Consider the following 22096-nt stretch of genomic DNA (forward strand, 5'->3'; position numbering starts at 1 on the left):
CCCGGTCGAGTGGTCACCGTCCGTGACCGGGGCGGGCCGCGGACCTCCCGAGCCGCCGGCCGCCCGGACCTCCCGGACCGCCCCGGCCGCACAGACGGGCCGGACGGGAGGCCCGGGAGGCCGGACCGCACGGAAAACCGGACCGCGCGGGCGGCCGGGTCACCAGCCCCGGCGGGCGGGCCGCTCCGCCTGTCCCGCCGCGGTCGGGTACCGGTCCCGCGTGCGGTAGACGACGTAGGGACGGAAGAGGTAGCCGATCGGCGCGCTGAACGCGTGCACCAGGCGGGTGAAGGGCAGCAGCGCGAACAGCCCCAGGCCGACGAGGGCGTGCAGCTTGTACGGGGCCTCGGCGGCGGACATCGCCGCGACGTCGGGCTGGAGCACCCAGATGGAGCGGAACCACGGCGACACCGTCCGCCGGTAGTCCTGGGTGTGCCCGCCCGCCACCTCGACCCCGGCGAAGTAGGCGGTCATGCCCAGCCCGGTGACGATGGCCAGGACCAGCACCAGGTACATGAGCTTGTCGTTGCGCGTGGTGGCGCTGAACACCGGCCCCGTCGTGCGGCGGCGCCAGATCAGCAGGGCGATCCCGCCGAGCGTGCACACCCCCGCCACGAGCCCGAGCGACAGCGCGGTGACGTGGTAGACGGTGTCGGACACCCCGACCGCCCGGGTCCAGCCCTCGGGCACGAGCAGCCCGACCGCGTGGCCGCCGATCACCAGGAGCAGACCGATGTGGAACAGCGGGCTGCCGATGCGCAGCAGCCTGGACTCGTACAGCTCCGACGAGCGGGTCGTCCAGCCGAACCGGTCGTACCGGTACCGCCAGACGAGGCCGCCCACCACGAGGACGAGGACCGCGTAGGGCAGGACGCCCCACAGCAGCAGGTCGAGCGCGCCGTACCCGTTCACCGCTCCTCCCGGTCGTACCCGGGGGCCTCGGTCCGCGGCAGCGGCGCCCGCACCCCGTACGGTTCCAGGCCCACGTCCTCGGCGGGCGGCCCCTGGGCCGCGAGCCTGCGCACGGCCTCCAGGTCCCCGCGCTCCTGGGCGGGCAGGGTCATGCGGACCGCGTCCACGATCCGCGCGTAGGGCGTGCCGTGGTCGTGCAGGGTCCGGGCCATCAGGTCCAGGCCCGGCCGGAAGCGCAGCAGCAGGGCCTCGCCCGCGCGCGCGTCCCCCCGGGCCGCGAACTCCAGGACCACCGCCAGGTGGTCGGGCAGCTCGCGGTTCTCCACCCGCCACCCGGCCCCGGCGTAGACGCGCTTGACCTCGGCCAGGGCGTGCCCCCTGCGGCGGGTGTCGCCGTCGGTGTAGTAGGTCATGTGCAGGGTCCGGCGCCTGCGCAGGTCGAACACGTCCACGTAGTGCTCGCACAGCTCCAGCTCGGAGACGGTGGAGGCGTGGTCGCAGAACTCCTGGAGCGCCGCGCGCACCCCTCCCCTCGGCAGCTCCGCGACCGCGCGGGCCACCAGCGGCAGGCGTTCGAAGAAGGCCTGGTCGGGATAGCCGAGCAGGACCGAGGCGGCCTGGTGGGTGACCGCCACGCGGTGCGCCCTGCGAATGGCGCGCGCCTCCCCCAGCCACCCGGTGCCGCTCCGTACCGTCCCGCCCGCTCCCTCGGCGTCAGCGGTGGTGCTCATCCTCTCCCCCTCCTCGGCGGCGCGGCCTCACCGCCGCCGCCGTCGTCGTCGTCACCACCCCGTCGGGGTGGGAAGAGCCCTGCGGGGCGGCCGTTACCGTCCCAGTTGAGGAGGTTGACCCGGCCGCTCGTGTCCGCCTGGGAGTCGCTGGTCTGGCGGGTGCGCAGGGCGTGGAAGTTCTCCACGGTCGCCGACTGGGGCTGCCCGGAGGCCTCGCCGAAGGGCACGCCCCCGCCCATGCCGCCCATGCCCGGCCCGCCCTCGAAGTCGAGGCTGCACCCGATCTCGTCGATGACCCCGCGGTCGGCCTCGTCCACCCCGTAGGCGGTGGGGATGACGTAGCGCTCGTCGTACTTGGCCAGGGCCAGGAGCCGGTACATGTCCTCGATCTCGGTGCCGGTCATCCCGACGGAGGCGGCGATGGAGTCGTCGCGCTCCCGGCCCAGGTTGATCCGGCGCATGTGGGAGCGCATGGCCGCGAGCCGCCGCAGGACCAGGTCCACGGGGCCGGTGTCGCCCGCGGTGAACAGCTCGGCCAGGTACTCCACCGGGATGCGCAGGGTGTCGATGGCGGCGAAGAGGTTGTCGGAATCCTCGCCGTCGTGCCCGGTGGAGGAGAGCGCGTCCACCACCGGCGACAGCGGCGGGATGTACCAGACCATCGGCATCGTGCGGTACTCCGGGTGCAGCGGCAGCGCCACCCGGAAGCGCTTGGCCAGCGCGTAGACCGGGGAGCGGACGGCCGACTCCACCCAGCGGTCGGGGATGCCGTCGCGCCGGGCCGCGGCGCGCACGGCCGGGTCGGAGGGGTCGAGGAACACGTCGAGCTGGGCGCGGTACAGGTCCCTCTCGTCCGCCACCGACGCCGCCTCGCGGACCCGGTCGGCGTCGTAGAGGACCACTCCCAGGTAGCGCAGCCGCCCCACGCACGTCTCGGAGCAGACGGTGGGCATGCCCACCTCGACCCGCGGGTAGCAGAACGTGCACTTCTCGGCCTTGCCCGTCTTGTGGTTGAAGTAGACCTTCTTGTACGGGCAGCCGGTGACGCACATGCGCCAGCCCCGGCAGCGGTCCTGGTCCACCAGGACGATGCCGTCCTCGACCCGCTTGTACAGGGCTCCGCTGGGGCAGGCGGCCACGCACGACGGGTTGAGGCAGTGCTCGCAGATGCGCGGCAGGTAGAACATGAAGGTCTCCTCGAAGGAGAACCGCACCTTGTCGCCGAGCCTGCGCACGATCGGGTCCCGCCGGGTCAGCTCGGGCCCGCCGCCGAGGTCGTCGTCCCAGTTGGCGCTCCAGCTGACCTTCATGGGTTCGCCGGTGAGCGCCGACCGGGGCTCGGCCACCGGGAAGTCGTCGCCCAGGGGCGCGTTGGTCAAAGTCTCGTAGTCGTAGGTCCAGGGCTCGTAGTAGTCTTGGAGGGAGGGCATGACCGGGTTGGCGAAGATGGTGGCCAGCCGCTTGAGCCGCCCGCCCGCGCGTGGCTTGAGCCTCCCCCTGGCGTCGAGGACCCAGCCCCCCTTCCAGCGCTCCTGGTCCTGGTAGGTGCGCGGGTAGCCCTGACCGGGCCGCGTCTCGACGTTGTTGAACCACACGTACTCGACGCCGCTGCGGTTGGTCCAGGCCTGCTTGCAGGTGACCGAGCACGTGTGGCAGCCGATGCACTTGTCCAGGTTCATCACCATGGCGACCTGCGCCATGACCCTGCCGACCGGCCGCTCCCCTCCGGAGCCGCCGGTCCCGCCCCCGCCGCCGTGGGCCTGTGCCATCAGTAACGCACCTCCGTGGTCCGCTTGCGCACGACGGTGACCTCGTCGCGCTGGTTGCCGGTCGGGCCGAGGTAGTTGAAGGCGTAGGAGAGCTGCGCGTAGCCGCCGATGAGGTGGGTGGGCTTGACCAGCAGGCGCGTGAGCGAGTTGTGGATGCCGCCGCGCCTGCCGGTGGTCTCGGACTTGGGCACGTCGATGGTGCGCTCCTGGACGTGGTACATGTACACGGTTCCGGCGGGCATCCGGTGCGAGACCACCAGCCGCGCCACCACCACGCCGTTGCGGTTGACCGCCTCCACCCAGTCGTTGTCGGCGGCGCCGATCGCCTCGGCGTCGGCGGGGCTCATCCAGATCGTGGGACCGCCCCGGGAGAGGGTCTGGAGCAGCAGGTTGTCCTGGTACTCGGAGTGGATCGACCACTTGGAGTGCGGGGTCAGGTAGCGCACGACCACCTCGCGCTGGCCGGTCGGGCCGAGCCGGGGCTCGCCGAACAGGCGGCTGATGTCGAGCGGCGGCCGGTAGACGGGCAGGGCCTCGCCGAACTCGTGCATCCAGTCGTGGTCGAGGTAGAAGTGCTGGCGGCCGGTGAGGGTGTGCCAGGGCTTGTCGTGCTCGACGTTGATGGTGAACGGCGAGTACCGGCGGTCGGGGGCCTCCTTGCCCGACCACTCCGGGCTGGAGCCCACCGTCGTGGGACCCCGGCTCGCGTCGGAGAAGACCACCCGGCGCTCGGCGGCCTGGTGGATCAGCTCGTCCATGTCGGTGCCGGTGCGCTCGGACAGGAGGCGGAAGCCCTGCGCGGCCAGGCGGCCGTTGCTGGTGCCGGACAGCGCCAGGATCATCTCGCAGGCCTTGACGTCGGTGTCCAGGGACGGGCGGCCGTCGGCTACCCCGCCCCGGACGGCGCCGTTGCGCTGGCGCAGCCACTCCACCTCCTGGTCCGGGGTGAAGGACACGCCCTTGACCGGCAGCCCGCGGGACTCGGCCAGCGGCCCCAGGGCGGCCAGCTTCTGCGCGACCTCGGAGTAGTTGCGGCGCACGGCCACGACGGCGGGCATGGTCCGGCCGGGGACGGGCCGCGCGCCGTCCGCCTTCCAGTCCGGCGGGACGCCGTGCGGCTGGGCCAGCTCGCCGGGGGTGTCGTGCTGGTGGGGTACGGCCACCAGGTCGGTGACCTCGTCCAGGTGGTCGGCGGCCAGCGCGCTGAACGCCTTCGCCAGGGCGTGGAAGGCGTCGAAGTCGGTGCGGGTCTCCCAGGGCGGGTCGATGGCCGGGTTGAACGAGTGCACGTAGGGGTGCATGTCCGTGGTGGACAGGTCGTGCTTCTCGTACCAGGTCGCGGCGGGCAGCACGATGTCGGACAGCAGGGTCGTGCTCGTCATCCGGAAGTCGATGGACAGCAGCAGGTCGAGCTTGCCCTCGGGGAGCTCCTCGCGCCAGGTGACGTCGGCGGGCCGGTCCGCGGGCCCGGCGGGCTCGGCCATCAGGTTGGAGCGGGTGCCGAGCAGGTGCTTGAGGAAGTACTCGTTGCCCTTGGCCGAGGAGCCGAACAGGTTGGACCGCCACACGGTGAGGACCCGGGGCCAGTTGGCGGGGGCGTCGGGGTCCTCGGCGGCGAAGCGCAGGTCACCGCTGTGGAGCTGGTCGGCGACGTACTCCGCGGGGTCCTGCCCGCGCTCGCGCGCCTCGCGTCCCAGGTCGATCGGGTTGCGGTCGAAGGTCGGGTAGGAGGGCATCCACCCCATGCGGGCCGAGGCGGCGACCAGGTCGGCGGTGTGCTGGCCGCGCACCCGTCCCGGGCCGAGCGGCGAGGCGAGGGCGTCGGCGCGGTAGGTGTCGTAGCGCCACTGGTCGGTGTGCAGGTACCAGTAGGAGGTCCCGGCCATGAAGCGCTGCGGCCGGGTCCAGTCCGCGGCGGAGGCGAACGCGGCCCACCCGGAGGAGGTGCGGCACTTCTCCTGGCCGACGTAGTGGGCCCAGCCGCCGCCGTTGACGCCCTGGCAGCCGGTGAGCAGTAGCAGGGACAGGAAGGCGCGGTAGGCGTTCTCACCGTGGAACCACTGGTTGGTGCCCGCGCCGAGGATGATCATGGCCCGGCCGCCGGACTCCTCCGCGGTGGCGGCGAACTCGCGGGCGATGCGGGCGGCCCGGTCGGCGGGGACCCCGGTGAGTTCGGCCTGCCAGGCGGGCGTGCAGGGCTCGGCGGGGTCGTCGTAGCCGGTGGGCCAGGTGCCGGGCAGGTCGTGCCGGTGCACCCCGTAGTGGGCCAGGACCAGGTCGAAGACGGTGGTGACGAGGCGTCCGCCGACCCTGCGGACCGGAACGCCGCGGGTGAGGACCCCGGCCGTGCCGCCGGGGGTGTCGAAGCGGTTCAGGGCGACCTCGGCGGCCTCCCCGCCCTCCGCGTAGAGGGTGAGGGCGGGGACGCGTCCCTCCAGGTCCAGGTTCCACCGCCCGGCCCCGGCCTCGCCCCAGCGGTGGCCGACGGTGCCGTTGGGCGCGACGGGGGCGTCCTCGCCCTCCGGCCAGAACACCGGCTTCCACTCGGCGTTCTCCCCCGTGTCCCCCAGGTCGGCGGCGGTGAGGAACTTGCCGGGGACGAGGCGGCCGTCGCGGCTGTCCAGGGCCACCAGGAACGGCAGGTCGGTGTAGCGGCGCACGTAGTCGTCGAAGCGCGGCGTGGTGCGGTCGACGAACCGCTCCTTGAGGATCACGTGCCCCATGGCCATCGCCAGGGCCCCGTCCGTGCCCGGGTGGGGCGCCAGCCACTCGTCGGCGAACTTGGTGGCGTCGCTGTAGTCCGGGGAGACGACCACCACCTTCTGGCCCCGGTAGCGGGCCTCGGCCATCCAGTGGGCGTCGGGGGTGCGGGTGACGGGGACGTTGGAGCCCCACAGCACCAGGTAGGCGGCGTCCCACCAGTCGCCGGACTCGGGGACGTCGGTCTGGTCGCCGAACACCTGCGGCGAGGCCACGGGCAGGTCGGCGTACCAGTCGTAGAAGGACAGCATGGAGCCGCCGAGCAGGTTCACGAAGCGCGCGCCCACGCCGTGGGAGACCATCGACATCGCGGGGATCGGCGAGAACCCGGCGACGCGGTCCGGTCCGTACCTTCGGATGGTGAGCACGTGCGCGGCGGCGGCGATCTCCAGGGCCTCGTCCCAGGTGATCCGGACCAGCCCGCCCTTGCCCCGGGCCCGCTGGTAGCGGGCGCGCCTGTCGGGGTCGGCGGTGATCTCCTCCCAGGCCGCCACCGGGTCGCCCAGACGGGCGCGCGCCTCGCGGTACATCCGCACGAGGACGCCGCGCGCGTAGGGATAACGGACGCGGGTGGGCGAATAGGTGTACCAGGAGAAGGCGGCGCCGCGCGGACATCCGCGCGGTTCGTATTCGGGGCGGTCCGGGCCGACCGAGGGGTAGTCGGTGGCCTGCGTTTCCCAGGTGATGATTCCGTCCTTGACGTAGACGTCCCAGGAACACGAACCCGTGCAGTTCACGCCGTGCGTGGAACGGACCACGCGGTCGTGGCTCCACCGGTCGCGGTAGAAGGAGTCGCCCTGGCGTCCGCCCTTCCTGACCTGGGCGCGGTCGCCGTCCAGCGGCTCGGAGCGGGTGAGGTGGTTGCCCAGCGCCAGAAGGGCGTTCCCCGCGCCGCCTTTTTTGCTTTCCGCCGCCATACGGACAACACCCCGTTTACCGTTCCTTGGCCCCCAGCGGGGACGCCGGGCCATAACCCACTGCATTCCGCCAACAAATATGCCTTCTCCGGCGTGAAAAAGGCGCATCCCACACCGGATCGGGTGACAATCGCCTGGAGCGGTGGAGGAAGGAATGCGCATATGCGTACGGAATCGGGAAGAAGGGTGTCGCACCGCGGCACGGCGGGCGGCAACCTCGTGCTGGCCACGGCGGCGTTCACACTCACCTTCTGGGCGTGGAACCTCATCGGGCCCCTGTCGCGCACCTACACCGAGAACCTGGGGCTGACACCCACGCAGACCTCGATCCTGGTGGCCTTCCCGGTTCTGGTGGGGGCGCTGGGGCGCATCCCCGTGGGCGCGCTGACCGACCGCTACGGCGGGCGGCTGATGTTCACGGTCCTGTGCTTCGCGAGCATCGTGCCGACGTTCCTGGTGGGCGTGTCGGGCGACTCCTACGGGATGCTGCTGCTGTGGGGCTTCGTCCTCGGCGTCGCGGGCACGTCGTTCGCGGTCGGCATCCCGTTCGTGAACGCCTGGTACCCGGCGAACCGGCGCGGGTTCGCGACGGGCGTGTTCGGCGCGGGGATGGGCGGCACCGCCCTGTCGTCCTTCCTCACCCCCTGGCTGGTGGACACGGTGGGACTGTTCACCACCCACCTGCTGCTGTGCGCGGCGCTGGCGGCCATGGGCGTGGTGATGTGGCTGATGTGCCGGGACTCGCCGGAGTGGCGGCCTCGCACGGAGCCCGCGCTGCCGCGCATGGGAGAGGCCGTGCGGCTGCGGGCGACCTGGCAGGCGTCGCTGCTGTACGCGGTCGCCTTCGGCGGTTTCGTGGCCTTCTCGACCTACCTGCCGACGCTGTTGACGCTGGCCTACGACTACGCGCAGACCGCCGCGGGTCTGCGCACCGCCGGGTTCGCGGTGGCGGCCGTGGCCGCCCGGCCGGTCGGCGGCGTCCTGTCGGACCGGATCGGCCCGGTGCGGGTGTGCCTGATCTCGTTCCTCGGCACCTGCGTGTTCGCGGTCGTGCTGGCCCTGCACCCGCCCGCGGAGTTCCCCGCCGGTGCGGCGTTCGTGCTGATCGCGCTGTCGCTGGGACTGGGCACCGGGGCCGTGTTCGCCCTGGTGGCCAAGCTGGTGGAACCGTCGAGGGTGGGCACGGTCACGGGCCTGGTGGGCGCGGCCGGCGGGCTGGGCGGCTACTTCCCGCCGCTGCTCATGGGGGCGGTGTACCAGGCGACCGGGGCCTACACGCTGGGTTTCGTGCTGCTGGCGGCGGTCGCCCTGGCGGTGGCCCTGTACACCTGGCGGGCCTTCGCCCACGTGCGGGGTTGAGGCGGCCGGGAGCGGGGCCGCACGGCCGTCCACAGCCTGTGGACGACCCTGGGCCCGTGGACGGCGCCGGGGCCGGAAACCGTGGGGCAGGCGTCTGGGTCGTGTTCCTCGGACCATTCCGGGCTCGCGACCACCGGGCTGCCTCTCGCTGCGCCGGTTTCGCTTGGAAAGCCAACCAGGCTGACCTACGCGAACCGTCTCGCGAGGGATTGCCCGGACGGCCGCTCGCTGATCCGAAAGCCTCCGCGGAACACTCCCTAGGGCGCGATGTCGCGGGCGCGCACCAGCACCGCGGCCCGGTTGCCCACCTTCACCCGCTCCAGCGCGCGCACGCCCTCGGGCAGGGCGACCCGCCGGGTGCGGGCGGTCACCACCGCGACGGCGTGCTCGGGCAGCACCCGGCCCAGGGAGGCCAGCAGTCCCCGCATCGGCTCCCCGGCGCCGCCGGGGACGTCCCCCTCCCACCGGGTCATCTCGCCGTAGGGCACGTCCGTCACCACCAGGTCGGCCTCCACGCCCTCCTCCAGGGAGAACACGTCGGCCACGGCCGCCTCGTGGGGCAGGTCGCCGCCCTGCGCGGCCAGCCCCGCCGCCAGGTCGCGGGCGGCCTCGGCACGCTCCACGAAGGCCACGCGGCCGAAGTCGCGGGCGGAGCGGCGCAGCTCCTCCTCGCGTTCGGCGAGCCCCTCGGCGGTCAGCAGCCTCAGGTTGCGCGCGGCCAGGGCGACCGCGTCGGCGTCCACGTCGGTGGCGCGGACGCCGGTGAGCAGGTCGCGGTGGAGCAGGCCCAGCACCGTCGCCAGGTACCCGCTGCCGCAGCACGGGTCCCACAGGCGGACGGGCTCCCCTCCGGTGTGCACCATCGCGCGCTGGAACAGCTCACTGGCCAGCCGCACCGGAAAGCCCGGAAAGCCCGGCGCGGACCGCAGCACGTGCCCGCTCGCCAGGGCCGAGTGGTCGGTCCGCTCGACGGCGTACCGGTAACCCAAGGTCCCTCATGCCCTTCTGTGTCCGTGTCGGCCGCAGAACGCCGAAGGCCCGGTGTCTGTTCGACACCGGGCCTCCATCATGCGGTCCTGACGGGATTTGAACCCGCGGCCTCCACCTTGACAGGGTGGCGAGCACTCCTAACTGCTCCACAGGACCTCGCTGCATGAACAACTCTAGCGCGACTTCGGAGTACTTCGTACCGGCGGCCGCCTAGAGTGGCGGGAAACGCCCAGGAGAGTGGAAGGAACCGGCGTGAACGAGTTCTCGGCGCCCCTGCCGTCGGGCCCGGAGAGCACCCGGGTCGACCGCTGGCTGTGGGCCGTACGCCTCACCAAAACGCGCTCCGACGCGGCCCAGGCCTGCCGGGGCGGGCACGTGCGCGTCAACGACCGTCCGGCCAAGCCCGCCACCACGGTCAAGGTCGGTGACGAGGTGCGCGTCCGGCTGCACGGGACCACGCGCACGGTCGATGTGGGCCATGTCATCGAGAAGCGCGTGAGCGCGCCGCTCGCCGCGCGCTGCTACACCGACAGGACGCCGACGCCTCCGCCGCAGGCGACCACTCCCGTCATCCGGCGCGACCGGGGAGCCGGAAGGCCGACCAAGCGCGACCGCCGCATGCTGGACAGGCTGCGCAGCGACTTCCCGCCGGGCCCGCCCGCTCCGTAGCGTGCGGTCGGCGGGAACGGGCGCGGTCGGCGGAAACGGCCGCGCCCGGGGCTCCGGTACCGCCGACCGGTACCGCCCGTCAGTCCAGCGCGGGGAGCGGGTGCTCGGCCAGGAAGTCCAACACCTCGCACGTGGCCTTGGCCGCGTCCTCGTGCAGGTAGCCGTGGCGCATGCCGGGCAGGACCAGCAGCCGGGCGTCGGGGACGCGTTCCGCCAGCAGGGCGGCGTTGCCGACCGGTGTGAGGACGTCGTCCTCACCGTGCACGACCAGGGTCGGCGCCTGGACGGAGGGCAGCAGGTCCCACCCGTCGTAGCCCGAGCTGGCGCCGAAGTGCAGGCGCTGGGCGCGCAGCGGCCCGCGCGGCAGGACGCGGGTGACCGTGTCGGGGTGGGCGGCGGCCCACTCGGGGCCGTAGAAGAGTTCGGCGATCAGGTCGCGCCCCTCGGCCGTACCGGCCCGGCGCAGCGCGAGGGTGGCCGACCTCGGGCGTTCGACCTCGTTGCTCCCGCCCGGCGCCGTGGAGCCCAGCACGAGCGCGCCGACGCGCCCGGGCCGGGCGGCCGCGAAGGTCTGGGCGACCTTCCCGCCCATGGAGAACCCGTAGACGTGCGTACGGGAGATGTCCAGGGCGTCCAGGACGGTGAGGGCGTCGTCCACGAACAGGCCGAAGGTGTAGGGCTCGTCCAAGGGCGCGTCGCTGCCGCCGGTCCCCCGGAAGTCCATCCGCACGACCCGGTGGCGCCGGGCCAGGTCCGCGTGCACCCCGTCCCACATCTCGTGGTCGAGGGACTGCCCGTTGAGGAGCAGGAGCGGGTCGCCCTGCCCGAGGACGTCGTACCAGATCCGGGTTCCGTCAGCTGCGGTCACGTGGCTCACGGGTCCGGACACTACCCGAGGAGCCCCGCCCGCGCCGTGGTCGGCGTCACCCCGCCGCCCGGAGCGGCCCGGAAACACGAAAGCCCCCTACTCCGGAACTCCCAGGACACGGCGCTTCGTGGGAGGGCAGGAGCATCCAGCGGGCAGCCGCCGGAGGCGCCCACCGGCCAACGCAAAGGCCCCGCCGCCTGCTTCCGCAGGTGGCGGGGCCTTTTTGCATGTCTGCTGGTTGTGGCTAGGGGCGGGGTCGAACCGCCGACCTTCCGCTTTTCAGGCGGACGCTCGTACCAACTGAGCTACCTAGCCGCACTCGCCGATCTCTCGGCGACGGCGGTCCTGACGGGATTTGAACCCGCGGCCTCCACCTTGACAGGGTGGCGAGCACTCCTAACTGCTCCACAGGACCTTGTTCAGTTGTCGCACCGGGCCTCGGCCCCGTGCTCTCGCTGCGGTTCTCATTCTGCCAGATGTCCGGTAGTGCTCGAACCGCCTCGTACCCCCAACGGGATTCGAACCCGCGCTACCGCCTTGAAAGGGCGGCGTCCTAGGCCGCTAGACGATGGGGGCCCGTGTGACACGTCAAGCATAGGGGAGATTCGCAACCAACACCAAAGTGATAAGCGCGGCCAGTCGCCGCCTCCTCCACCGGCGGTGACGCGCGGGTCAGGGAGTCCGCTGCCCGTCGCCTGCCTCCTCCTCGGGTTCCTCCTCCGGCTCCTCGGAGGGCTCGCCCACCGGGCGCTGCGGGTCCGTCTCGATGTGCCGCTCGACCTGTGCCGAGGTCAGCCCGATGCCGCCCAGGTCGATGTCGTCGCGGGCCTGGAGGCGCCCGGTCTCGGCGTCGAAGTACAGCACCGAGGCCTGGTAGGGGGTCGGGCGGCCGGGCCCGTGGTCCAGCCCGCGCAGACCGGCCCCTCCGGTGGACCCCTGCACGAGGAACCTGGTGCCCAGGTCGGTCAGTTCGGTGGACCTGAGGTGGTCGTCGCCCGTCAGCACCAGCGGTACCACCCCGTCGAAGGCCTCCGCCTGCGTGCGCGTGTGCATGACGACCACGTCCACGTCCTCACGGGAGTCCACCACCTTCTCGGCCTCCTCCTCGCCGCGGGCGGCCACCTCGGAGGCGTCGGGGTTGAGCCGGGTCGCGTCCGGGTCGAAGCGGGGGTCCCCCGACCCGTAGAAGGTCAGGCCGCCCACCTCCCGGACCTCACCGTCCAGCACGACGGCGTTCTCCTGCGCCGCGACCGCGCGCTGCGTCCCCGTGGAGTCGTGTCGGCCGCGCACCCACACGTACGGCACGTCCAGCCCGCCGATCTCGTCGGCGAACGCGTCCTCGGCCGCGCTCCCCCGGTCGGTGAGGTCACCCGAGTCCACGACCATGTCCGCCCCGTACTGCTCCCGGAGCGTGCGGATGATGCTCCACGAGGCCGGGTTCAGCTGGATGTCGGACACGTGCAGCACGGTGATGACCGACTCGTCCTTCTCGTACACGGGAAGGGTGGAGGTCGCCTCGTAGATCATCGCGACGTTGCCGACCAGCCCCGCCAGCTGCTCCTGGTACTGGCTGAACCGGCCCACCACCTCCTCCGCGCTGCCCACCACCTGCGGGGCGCCCGCGATCAGCCCGGTGTAGCGCGGCTCGGCGATGGCGCTGGGGTTGAAGGTGTTGGCGGCCACGGCCCCGGAGGCCACGAGCACGCCCAGCGACACCAGGGCGCTGGCCAGGGCCCGCCACACGTTGCGGAAGAGCAGCAGCCCCACCAGGGCCGCTCCCAGGGCGGCGGCGACCACCGAGCGCACCAGCAGGCCGATCACACCGGCGCGCAGGTCGGCCCCGATCCCCGCGGCCATGCGGTTGATCGCCTCGGGGTCGGCGAACACCTCCTCGGCCGCGGACAGCCGGATGTTGGAGATCCTCGCCTCCAGCTTGATCGGGGCGCTGTGGGTGTCGAAGGCCAACTGCCCCAGCGGGGCCACGTCGACGACCGTCTCACCCCGCCACTGGGGGCTCAGGCTCATCGTGACGTCCGCGGGGCCGATGGGGGTGACCACCTGGCCGCCCAGGGCCAGGCCCAGCCAGCCGCCGACCAGGCCCGCGACGACGACGCACCCCCACCGCCACGCGCGGCCGGAGCGCAGCCGGTCGAAGGTGCCGCGGAGCCGTCGGAGGGCTCCGCGAAGGTCGTATCCGCGGATCGCTTCCCAAGACAACACACCCCCATCATGCCCCTCCGGGGAAGGCGTTCCCGTGTTTCCTCCCCTTCGAGAGTGTTATGTCTCTTCCGGCGCGTCGCGGGGAGGCAGCACAATGGCAGGTGTGGTGGAACTGACGCGCAGGGACTTCGAGGAACTGGTCGCCGACGCCCTCGACCAGATACCGCCCGAACTGGCACAGCTCATGGACAACGTGGTGATCACCGTCGAGGACGAGTCGCCGGAGGGGCTGCTCGGCCTGTACGAGGGCATCCCGCTGACCGAGCGGGGCGACTCCTACTTCGGCGTGCTCCCGGACCAGATCTTCATCTACCGGCGCAACATCTGCGCCTTCTGCGAGACCCCCGAGCAGGTGGTGGAGGAGGTGCTCGTGACAGTGGTCCATGAGATCGCCCACCACTTCGGGATCGACGACTCCCGTCTGACCGAGCTCGGCTGGGGCTGAGCCCGGGACTCCCCCGGCCCCTCGACCCCGGGCCGCGGTCTCCTTCGAATCACGCTTTTCGTCACTCTTCGCACATGTGAATCCACATCATGCTCATCGACAACATTCCGGCACAGCGGCACGACTCCGCGCGCACGCGCCGCGAGCAGTGGAAACAATCCGTCCAAGGCGACCTGACAACACGGACGAATCCACCCGGCATTCCTTACCCACAGCAACGAATCAGACACGAATTTCCCCAAACGGCTTGCGACGAAGCTCACCATCCGGAACTGTTGGTTATTGGGACACGACACAGCGTGATTACAACCCTGTAACAGTAAGGGAGTGCCGGGTGGCCAATCCGCGCCTCGACAACACACCTGACAACGGGGACCACGAGTCTTCGAGCGCCCCCGACAACGACGACTGGCGGAGCAGCTACCGCGACGTCATGGCGATCGCCGAGTTCCGGTCCGTCTGGCTCGCCCACGCGCTCTCGGTGATCGGCACGAACCTGCTGAACATCGCCACCAGCGTGCTCGTCTTCCAGATCACCGGCTCCGCGCTGGCCGCGGGCGTCACCCTGGCCCTGACCTTCCTGCCCCCGGTCATCAGCCCGCTCATCTCCGGACTCGCCGACCTCCTGCCGCGCCGCCGCGTCATGATCGCCTGCGACCTCGCGCGCGCGGCCGTGATCGTGCTCATCGGCATCCCCGGCATGCCGATCTGGGCCGTCTGGATACTGCTCTTCTGCTCGGTGGTGCCGTCGGTCCCCTTCGCCGCGGCCCGCGCCGCGATGATGGCCGAGATCGTCCAGGGCGAACGCTACGTCGCCAGCACGGCCATCATCCAGCTCACCTCACAGCTGGGCATGCTCGCCGGACTGGTCGCCGGCGGCCTGATCGTCGCCGCCATCGGCCCCAACATCGCCGTGATGTCGACCGGCGTCCTCTTCGTGCTGTCCGCACTCGTCGTGCTGCTGGGTGTGGCCGCGCGTCCGGCTCCCCGCGGGGAGCGGTCGGACCGCCCGGGGTTCGTCGCGATGACCCGCGACGGGGCCAAGCTGGTCTTCGCCGACCGCAGGCTGCGCACCCTGGCCCTGCTCGCCTGGCTCGCCGGCCTGTACGGCATCCCCTACGGGCTCGCCAACCCGATGGCCGAGGAGATCGGCGCCGGAGCGGCGGCGGCCGGGTTCATCATGGCGGGCTCGGCGATCGGCGGGTTCGTCGGCGGGTTCGTCCTGACCCGGTTCGTCCCGCCGCCCGTCCGCATGCGCCTGCTCGGCCCACTGGCCGTACTGGCCTCGGCGCCGCTGCTGCTGTGGCTGACCGAACCGCCGCTGTGGCTGATGGTGTCCGCCCTCGCGCTCTGCGGCGTCGCGGGCTCCTACCAGTTCGTGGCCAACGCGGCGTTCGTGCTGTGCGTGCCCAAGGAGGGCCGCGGTCTGGCCTTCGGGCTGGTCGCGGCCGGGCTCCAGGCCGCGCAGGGCGTGGGCATCCTGGTCGCCGGGTTCTTCGCCGAGCAGTTCGGCACCGGTGTCGTCATCGCCGCGGCCGGTGCCCTCGGCGTGGTCTGCGCGCTGCTCCTGGCCCTGCCGTGGTCGCGGATGGCCGGTGAGACCATCGACCGGATGAACGCGACCGGGGAAGGCGCCTAGGACTCCCGGCGCACCGTGTCCCTAGCGCTCCTCGCCGCGCTCCGCGGGGGCTTCGCGGGTCTGCTCGACCTCGCGCTCCTCCCGCGGGGTGCGCAGCTCGCGTCGTTTCCAGCCGGGTTGTGCTCTGAGGGTCCACATCAGCTCTGGCTCGGCTTTCCCTGGAAGTTGCGGATGATCTGCTCCAGCAAGGAGCGCTTCTCGTTCTCGGCCGGCATGATCAGCCAGGCCAGGATGTAGACGAAGACGCCGCTGAACCCGAGGAGCGTCAGGACCACGAAGATCAGGCGGACCAGCGTGGAGTCGACGTTGAGGAACTCGGCGATCCCCCCGCAGACGCCGGCGAGGTAGCGGTCGCTCCCACTGCGTCGGAAGCGCTTGCTCTGGAAGTTCTGGTTCATGTCTCCACCCTGCCCGCTCCTGACGACGATTCCCATCCGGGACAGCCCTGGGCGGCCCCTGACATCCCCCCGAGCCCCCGGAGGGGCCGGGCACGGGGTGCCGACGCGCCCCGCAGGGGTTGGACGCGGGCCGGAGCGCACGGCGTTCCGTCAGTGCCCTGAGGCGTGGAGCACACCGGCACGCGCGGACCGTGCCGCCGGAGGCGACGGGCCCGGCGGCCGGGTCGGGGTCCGGCCCCGGGATTCGGTCGCGGGGCCCGGACACGGGACCCGGACACGGGACCCGGACACGGGACCCGGCGACACAGGGCCCGCGCGAGGGTTCGGATGGAGGCCTCGGTCAGTCGGCGGTCCCGGGCCTCCCGTAGACCTCGCCCAGGAAGCGGAAGTCGGTGCGCAGGCTGGCGCGGACGTCCGACGCCTCCTCGTTCTCCGAGAAGCGCAGACGCCTCATGGTGTGGCGCATCACCGCCATGGCCGCCGCCGCGACCACGACCGAGCGGTCGTCCTCGGCGGGGACGCCGGTCCGCTCGGCGATGGTGGCGGCGAGTTCCATCTCCACGGTGTGGAAGCGGGCGAGCATCCTGGGGACGAGCTGGGGCTCGCGGTCCATGAGCTGTTTGCGCAGGCGCATGTCGTCGCGCTGGGTGTCGAGGTCGTCGGTGCTGACCAGGAACGCGATCAGCATGGTGATGAGGTCCTCGACGAAGTCACCGGTGGGGCCGCCCTCCGCGAACTGCCTGCGCATGTCCTCGTCGGGGCACCGCGGGACCTCGCCCAGGAGGGCGTCCTCCTTGGTGGCGAAGTAGTTGAAGAACGTCCGGGTGGAGACGTCGGCCTCGGCCGCGATCTCCTCGACGGTCACGTTCTCCAGGCCGCGCTCCAGCGTGAGGCGGACGGCCGCGTCCTGGAGGGCACGGCGCGTGGCCTGCTTCTTGCGTTCGCGAAGCCCCAATGGTCCTCTCCCGTACAAGGTCGATCCTTGCAGTCCATGCAAAGTTTCCCACAAGTATCCCCCGGAACGGCGACCACGCGCGCCGGAGGGCACGGCCCCGCCCGTGCCCTGGGTTCTGTTTTTTGAGCCGGCCTCGGCTTGTGGGGGGTTGGTTCGGGCGCCCACGGGGTTCTGGAGGGGCCGGAGGCGGGTTCCCATGGGGGAACTGCGCCGTAGGCGTCGGTTGAGGGTGGTGGTGGGCGACGGGTGGGCACGAGCGAACCCGTCGTAGGTGCCGAGGTTCCCGTTCTCCGGGCGCCCGAACACAAGAAGGACCGCGCCGTAGGCGTCCGTTGAGGGTGGCGGCGGGCGACGGGTGGGACGAAGCGGAGCGGAGGCCCAAAAAAAACACTGCCTAGCGTCCGACGAAGCGCTCCGGCCGGACGCAGACGATGACACGCTCCTCGTCGGGGTTGTCCCACGGGTAGGGGGTCCCGAGGTACTTCTGCGCCATCTGGTTGATGAAGGCCTTGTCCCGGTCCTCGTCCACCCGGTCGACCACGCCGCGGACCTCCACGTACATGTAGGGGTCGTCGGGGTCGGTGGCCGAGACCGAGATCCGGCCGTCGCGCCTGAGGTTCTGGAGCTTCTGCCGCGTCGTGGTCTGGCTGAACCTGAGGAACTCCCCGTCCCAGTCGATCCACACGGGACTGGACTGGGGGGAGCCGTCCGGGCCGAGTGTGGCCACGTGTCCGAAGGCCGGTTTGCGCAGGACCGCCTGCTGCTTCTCCGAGAACGCCATGTCACTCCTTGTCGTCGGTTGACGCCGATGGCCTTGAGTACACCAACACGTCCCGCGGCGGACGCGGCGACGCGCCCGAGACGGACGGACCGTATCGGAGAACGGCCGGGAAGCCGAGGACCGACCTGTGCCCCGACGGCCCGGGACCCCTGGGGAGCCCCCCGGCCCCGGCCGCTCCCGCGCTTCCCCGCGAGGATCGCGGGCTGCCGCGGTCATGTGCCTCCCCCGTGGAATCCTGTCATTGCAGTAATTACTGCAATGACTGTAATCTCGTCGCATGAGCGAATCCCCGAGCGAACCCCCCGAGGAAGAACTGGCCTTCGTCGACGAGATCGCCGTGTTCTTCGAGCGCGAGGGCCTCCCCCTGATCGCCGGGAGGGTCGTCGGCTGGCTGCTGATCTGCGATCCACCGGAACAGAGCGCGGCCCAGCTCGCGCGGACCCTCCAGGTCAGCCGCAGCTCCATCAGCAGCGCCACGCGCCTGCTCACTCCCAGCGGCCTGGTCGAGGGGGTGCGCAAGCGCGGACAGCGCCAGGAGTACTTCCGGGTCGCCTCGGACGGCTGGAGCCGGATGCTGGAGCGCCGGTACGCCCGGACGGCCGCTTTCCGCGAGGTCACCGAGCGCGGGCTCGGCATGCTCCGGGATGCCCCGGAGGAGCGCCGCGAACGCCTGGCCAGCGTCCACGAGCTCTACGGGTTCCTGGAGACCGAACTGCCCTCGCTCTTCTCGCGGTGGCGGAGCGAACGCGACGGGAGCGGTCGGCGCCCATGAGCTTTCCGCCGTCGGACCCCTTCCCCCGCGTCCGCGTCGAGCGGCCCGAGGGCACCCTCAGCGTCATCACGGCGGGGCGGGGCACGAGCACGGTCCTGCTGCTGAGCGGGGCGGGCCTGGACAACGCCCTGCTGAGCTGGCGCCACATGATCCCGGCCCTGGCCGCCGGCCACAGGGTCCTCGCCCTGGACTGGCCCAAGCAGGGGCACAGCAGGCCCTGGAACGGCACGGCCGACCACACCCGGATGCTGGAGTGCGTCACCGCCGTCCTGGACCGCTTCGAGGTCGAACGGGCCTCACTGGTGGGCCTGTCGCAGGGCGGGGCGATCGCCCTGGCCTACGCCATCGACCACCCCGACCGGATGGACCGGCTCGTCGCCCTGGCTCCGGCCGGGATCATCTCGTTCCCTCCCCTGGTGCACCAGCTGCTGTGGCTGACGGCCAGGAGCCGCCTGCTCAACCACACGCTGCCCACGTGGCTGTTCCGCAGCCGCGAGGGGGTGGCCCGGTTCGCGCGCACCAGCCTGTTCGCGGGCCCGGTCGACGACTTCGACGACATCGTGGAGGAGATCATGCCCGAGGTACGGGCCAACGGCGCGGGCTCCTCCGACTGGCAGAACGCATCCATCGGCCCGTGGCGGATGAACGTGGACCTGCGACCCCGCCTGGGCGAGATCCGTTGCCCGACCCTGTTCGTCCAGGGGGGAGAGGACGTCGGCGTGCGCCCCCGGCACACCGTGGCCGCCGCTCAGCGGGTTCCCCGGTCCCGCCTGGAGGTGCTGGAGGGCCACGGCCACTGGGTCAACCGGCAGTCCCCCGAGCGGGTCAACGCGCTGGTGCGCGACTTCCTCACCGGGGCGGGGGCCTGACCGGACCGGCTGCGTCAAGGCGCGTTCCGCGCGGGACGCCCGCTGGCCCGCGTGCTCCCGGCCCCGGAGCGGCGGCGCGGACGCCCGGAGCGCCCGCGCCGCCACCGGGCCCCGCCGGGGCCTCAGGGGTCCCGGCGGAACGCCGTGTCCGGCTACGGGACCTCCGGGGCCTCGACGGACGACGCGGTGGCGGGGGCGGGCCCGGCCGGGCCCGCCCCCGGGGACGTCAACCGCGGAGGGCGGCCGCGACGATGTCCTTCACCTGGCCGACGATCGCCGCGCGGTCGCGCTCGAACTCGGGGTCGCTGACGCCGTCGCCGGGACCGAAGTCCAGGATTGGGGTGTGCACGTGACCGGCGGGGATGTCCAGACCGGTCGCGTCGCGCAGCAGGGTGTTGCGGTAGGCGATCTCGTTGGAGAGGTAGTCGCCCCCGCCTCCGGCCCGCGCCTCGGAGCCCGTGGTGGGCCCGTCCTCGCTCACCACCGGCTCGGTCCCGCCCTCGGGGATCTCGGTCACCGTGGTGTTGTCGACCACGGGGAACGGCGCGCCGGTGGTCTCCTCGACGATCGCGGGGTGGTCCAGGGAGGAGTCCGACCACTGCGGCTGCGGTGTGACGGTGGGGACGCCGTCCGGGACGGGCGCCATCTCCGCCGTGCCGACCGACTCGTTGTCCGCGGCGCCGCCGCGCCAGGCGCCGTTGTGGGCCTCCAGGTCGAACTGGCCCGGTCGGCCCTGGCTGACGGTGATGACCGCGTCAGCCGGGCGGTCGCCGGTGTAGTGCGGCAGGAGGGCCTCCTCGACCATGCCGTCGGTGAAGTCGCGCCAGCGCACCGGGAAGAGCATGGTCTCGACGACCGCGACGCCGGCGTCGGTCTCGATCACCGCCCCGTCCAGGGCGAGGGCGGCCGCGCCGGAGGGGTTGGCCTGGCGGATGTCGTTGTCGAGGCGGAACGGGTCGAACCCGGTCACGACGACGTGGAGGGCCTCGGGTTCCCCGGGGACCTCGGCGAAACCGGTGTCGTCGTGGCCGCGGGAGCGGCGGTCCATGTCGGCCACGAGCCCGGCGCGGTCGGCGTCGCTCAGCTCGAAGTCCGGCTGCCAGCGGTTGAGGGCCGAGGTCATGGCGAGCCGGGCCCAGTAGACCGGCCGGTCGTCCCCGGCGCTCAGGCTCCCCCCGACCTTCCCGTTCCCCTGGACCCGGTCCACCGCCTCGCGCCAGAGCGCGTCGCCGTGGCGTTCGACGACCGCGCTCGCCTCGTCCGTTCCGGACGCCGCGCACAGCTCCCGCGTGAAGCGGTCCACGTTCATGACGAACCCGGATCTGCGCAGGATCTCCTGCGGAACCTCCTCGGTGACCCGCGCCTCCTCGACGGTGGCGCCGTCCCGGCCGAGGCAGCCGGTCGCCTGCTCGGCCTGGGCCGGGGCGCCCAGGGCGAGGACGGGGGCGGCGATGAGCGCCGACGCCGCGATGCGGGGGATGGTCTGGTGGATGCGCACGCTGGCTTCACTCCGTTGTTCGATGTGTTCGACAAAGAGGGGGGAAGTAGGAGGTTCCCCGTTTGCCAGAAGTCACACCTTTCCCATGAGCCACGCCATCCCCGTGCCTCGAACAGGAGCGGTCGGTCTCGCCCGCTGCGTTCGTGTCCGGGTCGGGGCACGTGCGGGGCGCCGGCCCGGGCGACCGGGACAGCCCCGTGTCCACGCCTCCGGTCGGCGGGGCGGGCCCGGCGGGGAGCGTGTCGGCGGTCCGATGCCCACCGCGCCCGCGAAGGAGCCGGGCTACTCCAGGAGCAGGTCCGTCGCCTTCTTCCGACGTGAGTAGGACAGCGCGGTGGCCATCTCGTCCATGGCCAGCCGGACCCGCTCCAGCACCGCCGGATCGCGGAACTCGCCACGGGAGTCCACCCGTGCGGGAGCCCCGGAGACCGTGACCGAGTCGACCAGGACGCTCCCCATCAGGGTCAGCGTGGGAATCAGCGCGAGGTGGCCGCGCATACCGCCCGCCTGCCCCGGTGACGCGCTCATGAGGAGGGTCGGCTTGCCGGTGAGCCCTCCGGAGCCGATCAGCCAGTCCATGGCGTTCTTGGTGGCTCCGGAGGGGCCGTGCGCGTATTCGGGGGTGGCGATGATCACGCCTTCGGCCCGGTCGGCGCAGGCCCGGAACCTCGTGACGACCTCCGGCAGGTCCTCGTCGTTGTCGAGGTCGGGGTTGAACAGGGGGAGGCGTCCGGCCAGGTCACCGCCGACCACGGAGACGCCGGGGTTGCTGCGGCCCGCCAGGCGCAGCAGTGCGGCGTTGTGGGAGTTCCTGCGCAGACTGCCGCAGATACCCAGTACCGCCCACATGGCCGCTCCCCCGTTCCGAAGTCGTCAGCACAGTACCTCCCGAGGCTCCGGCGTGTTCGTGGAAGCCGCCGGAAACGGCGGATCGGGGCCCCGGACCTACCCCGCCCGGGCCCGACTGTCCCGGTTCGTGGCACGGGACGGGACGGAACCGCTGTCAGCCGAGGCCGTCGGGGACGATGCCGAGTTTTTCCGCGATGCGGGCGAGGGCCTTCAGGTCGGTCGTGCTGAGCGGGTCGAGGACGGTGCGGCGCACGGAGCGCAGATGCGTGGGAGCCGCCGAGCGCACGAGGTCGAAACCGACGTCGGTGAGTTCGGCGAGGGTGTAGCGGCCGTCGTCCGGGTCGGGCGTCCGCACGGCCCAGCCGCGCTGTTCACAGCGTTTGACGACGTTGGACAGCCGGGAGAGCGAACCGCTGGCGAGGAAGGCCAACTCCCCCATCCGCAGCCTGCGCCCCGGGGCCTCGGAGAGGTGGCTGAGCACGAGGTACTCGAACAGGCTGAGGCCGTTCTCCTGCCGCAGCGGTGACTCCAGCTTGCCGGGCAGCAGCAGGACGAGGGAGACCAGGCCCGTCCACGCCGCCTTCTCCTGCTCGTCGAGCCATCGCGGCTCCTCGTCGTCCCCGTGCCCTTCCGTGCCGCTCATGGGCCCTTCCGTGCCGCTCATGGAGCATCCCGCCCTTCCGGCGAATCCCGCC

At 72.1% G+C, this 22096-nt stretch carries 19 protein-coding genes and 4 tRNA genes; 6 read left to right on the top strand and 17 right to left on the bottom strand.

The window, feature by feature from the left end:
• Nucleotides 1-159 precede the first annotated feature (159 nt).
• The 4 genes from narI to PV789_RS27190 are packed head-to-tail and all read right to left on the bottom strand — an operon-like array spanning nt 160 to nt 7089.
• Nucleotides 160-912: a respiratory nitrate reductase subunit gamma gene (narI, locus tag PV789_RS27175; protein ID WP_248772534.1), complete on the bottom strand. Its 753-nt coding sequence runs from the start codon at nt 910-912 to the stop codon at nt 160-162.
• Nucleotides 909-1643, bottom strand: a complete 735-nt coding sequence (narJ, locus tag PV789_RS27180; protein WP_274975165.1) for a nitrate reductase molybdenum cofactor assembly chaperone — start codon at nt 1641-1643, stop codon at nt 909-911. The genes narI and narJ overlap by 4 nt, the downstream gene beginning before the upstream one ends.
• Nucleotides 1640-3412 (bottom strand): nitrate reductase subunit beta, encoded by a 1773-nt coding sequence (gene narH / locus PV789_RS27185; protein ID WP_274975166.1) that lies wholly within the window; start codon nt 3410-3412, stop codon nt 1640-1642. Before narH ends, narJ begins: the two co-directional genes overlap by 4 nt.
• Nucleotides 3412-7089 carry a nitrate reductase subunit alpha gene (locus PV789_RS27190; protein WP_274975167.1) on the bottom strand — a complete coding sequence of 1226 codons (3678 nt, stop codon included), beginning with the start codon at nt 7087-7089 and terminating at the stop codon, nt 3412-3414. Before PV789_RS27190 ends, narH begins: the two co-directional genes overlap by 1 nt.
• Nucleotides 7090-7251: 162 nt before the next feature.
• On the opposite strand from PV789_RS27190, the gene PV789_RS27195 reads away from it, so the two are divergent.
• A complete protein-coding gene (locus tag PV789_RS27195; RefSeq protein ID WP_274975168.1) occupies nt 7252-8448 on the top strand; it encodes an MFS transporter in 1197 nt (398 codons plus the stop codon).
• 257 nt (nt 8449-8705) lie between these two features.
• Here PV789_RS27195 and PV789_RS27200 read toward each other — a convergent pair whose 3' ends face one another.
• Nucleotides 8706-9437 (bottom strand): rRNA methyltransferase, encoded by a 732-nt coding sequence (locus PV789_RS27200; protein ID WP_274975169.1) that lies wholly within the window; start codon nt 9435-9437, stop codon nt 8706-8708.
• Between the two features lie 82 nt (nt 9438-9519).
• Nucleotides 9520-9594 (bottom strand) — tRNA-Asp (locus PV789_RS27205).
• Between the two features lie 96 nt (nt 9595-9690).
• On the opposite strand from PV789_RS27205, the gene PV789_RS27210 reads away from it, so the two are divergent.
• Nucleotides 9691-10107 (top strand): RNA-binding S4 domain-containing protein, encoded by a 417-nt coding sequence (locus tag PV789_RS27210; RefSeq protein ID WP_274975170.1) that lies wholly within the window; start codon nt 9691-9693, stop codon nt 10105-10107.
• Between the two features lie 79 nt (nt 10108-10186).
• On the opposite strand, the gene PV789_RS27215 is transcribed toward PV789_RS27210, so the two are convergent.
• The 5 genes from PV789_RS27215 to PV789_RS27235 all read right to left on the bottom strand — a co-directional run bounded on the left by PV789_RS27215 (nt 10187) and on the right by PV789_RS27235 (nt 13192).
• Complete coding sequence (locus tag PV789_RS27215; protein ID WP_274975171.1) at nt 10187-10984, bottom strand: alpha/beta fold hydrolase; 798 nt, start codon at nt 10982-10984, stop codon at nt 10187-10189.
• A 232-nt stretch (nt 10985-11216) separates the two neighbouring features.
• A tRNA-Phe gene (locus tag PV789_RS27220) sits at nt 11217-11290 on the bottom strand.
• A 25-nt stretch (nt 11291-11315) separates the two neighbouring features.
• A tRNA-Asp gene (locus PV789_RS27225) sits at nt 11316-11390 on the bottom strand.
• An 88-nt stretch (nt 11391-11478) separates the two neighbouring features.
• Nucleotides 11479-11551: transfer RNA gene (locus PV789_RS27230), tRNA-Glu, on the bottom strand.
• Nucleotides 11552-11647: 96 nt separating this feature from the next.
• The gene (locus tag PV789_RS27235; protein WP_274978266.1) at nt 11648-13192 is read right to left on the bottom strand and encodes a metallophosphoesterase family protein; all 1545 of its coding nucleotides are present in this window, start codon (nt 13190-13192) and stop codon (nt 11648-11650) included.
• A gap of 97 nt (nt 13193-13289) precedes the next feature.
• Between PV789_RS27235 and PV789_RS27240 the strand changes: the two genes are divergently transcribed.
• On the top strand, nt 13290-13640 hold the full coding sequence (locus PV789_RS27240; RefSeq protein ID WP_013155455.1) for a metallopeptidase family protein: 351 nt from the start codon (nt 13290-13292) through the stop codon (nt 13638-13640).
• A gap of 334 nt (nt 13641-13974) precedes the next feature.
• Entirely contained in the window at nt 13975-15279 is a 1305-nt protein-coding gene (locus tag PV789_RS27245; RefSeq protein ID WP_274975172.1) for an MFS transporter, read from the top strand.
• Between the two features lie 137 nt (nt 15280-15416).
• Here the strand turns inward: PV789_RS27245 and PV789_RS27250 are convergent, their stop codons facing one another.
• The 3 genes from PV789_RS27250 to PV789_RS27260 all read right to left on the bottom strand — a co-directional run bounded on the left by PV789_RS27250 (nt 15417) and on the right by PV789_RS27260 (nt 17413).
• Nucleotides 15417-15677, bottom strand: a complete 261-nt coding sequence (locus PV789_RS27250; RefSeq protein WP_274975173.1) for a PspC domain-containing protein — start codon at nt 15675-15677, stop codon at nt 15417-15419.
• Between the two features lie 340 nt (nt 15678-16017).
• A complete protein-coding gene (locus tag PV789_RS27255) occupies nt 16018-16632 on the bottom strand; it encodes a TetR/AcrR family transcriptional regulator (RefSeq protein WP_274975174.1) in 615 nt (204 codons plus the stop codon).
• Nucleotides 16633-17026: 394 nt separating this feature from the next.
• Nucleotides 17027-17413, bottom strand: a complete 387-nt coding sequence (locus tag PV789_RS27260; protein ID WP_274975175.1) for a PPOX class F420-dependent oxidoreductase — start codon at nt 17411-17413, stop codon at nt 17027-17029.
• A 277-nt stretch (nt 17414-17690) separates the two neighbouring features.
• Here PV789_RS27260 and PV789_RS27265 point away from each other — a divergent pair, with 277 nt between their 5' ends.
• Complete coding sequence (locus PV789_RS27265) at nt 17691-18185, top strand: GbsR/MarR family transcriptional regulator (protein ID WP_274975176.1); 495 nt, start codon at nt 17691-17693, stop codon at nt 18183-18185.
• Nucleotides 18182-19054 (top strand): alpha/beta fold hydrolase, encoded by an 873-nt coding sequence (locus PV789_RS27270; RefSeq protein WP_274975177.1) that lies wholly within the window; start codon nt 18182-18184, stop codon nt 19052-19054. Before PV789_RS27265 ends, PV789_RS27270 begins: the two co-directional genes overlap by 4 nt.
• A 226-nt stretch (nt 19055-19280) precedes the next feature.
• Here the strand turns inward: PV789_RS27270 and PV789_RS27275 are convergent, their stop codons facing one another.
• The 3 genes from PV789_RS27275 to PV789_RS27285 form a co-directional block, all read right to left on the bottom strand.
• Nucleotides 19281-20552, bottom strand: a complete 1272-nt coding sequence (locus PV789_RS27275) for a PA0049 C-terminal domain-containing protein (protein WP_274975178.1) — start codon at nt 20550-20552, stop codon at nt 19281-19283.
• Between the two features lie 282 nt (nt 20553-20834).
• Nucleotides 20835-21401, bottom strand: coding sequence for an NADPH-dependent FMN reductase (locus PV789_RS27280; RefSeq protein ID WP_274975179.1), 567 nt, complete (start codon nt 21399-21401; stop codon nt 20835-20837).
• Between the two features lie 154 nt (nt 21402-21555).
• A complete protein-coding gene (locus PV789_RS27285; protein ID WP_274975180.1) occupies nt 21556-22044 on the bottom strand; it encodes a MarR family winged helix-turn-helix transcriptional regulator in 489 nt (162 codons plus the stop codon).
• Between the last annotated feature and the right edge of the window lie 52 nt (nt 22045-22096).

Source organism: Nocardiopsis camelliae (assembly GCF_028993595.1).
Lineage (GTDB): Bacteria > Actinomycetota > Actinomycetes > Streptosporangiales > Streptosporangiaceae > Nocardiopsis > Nocardiopsis dassonvillei.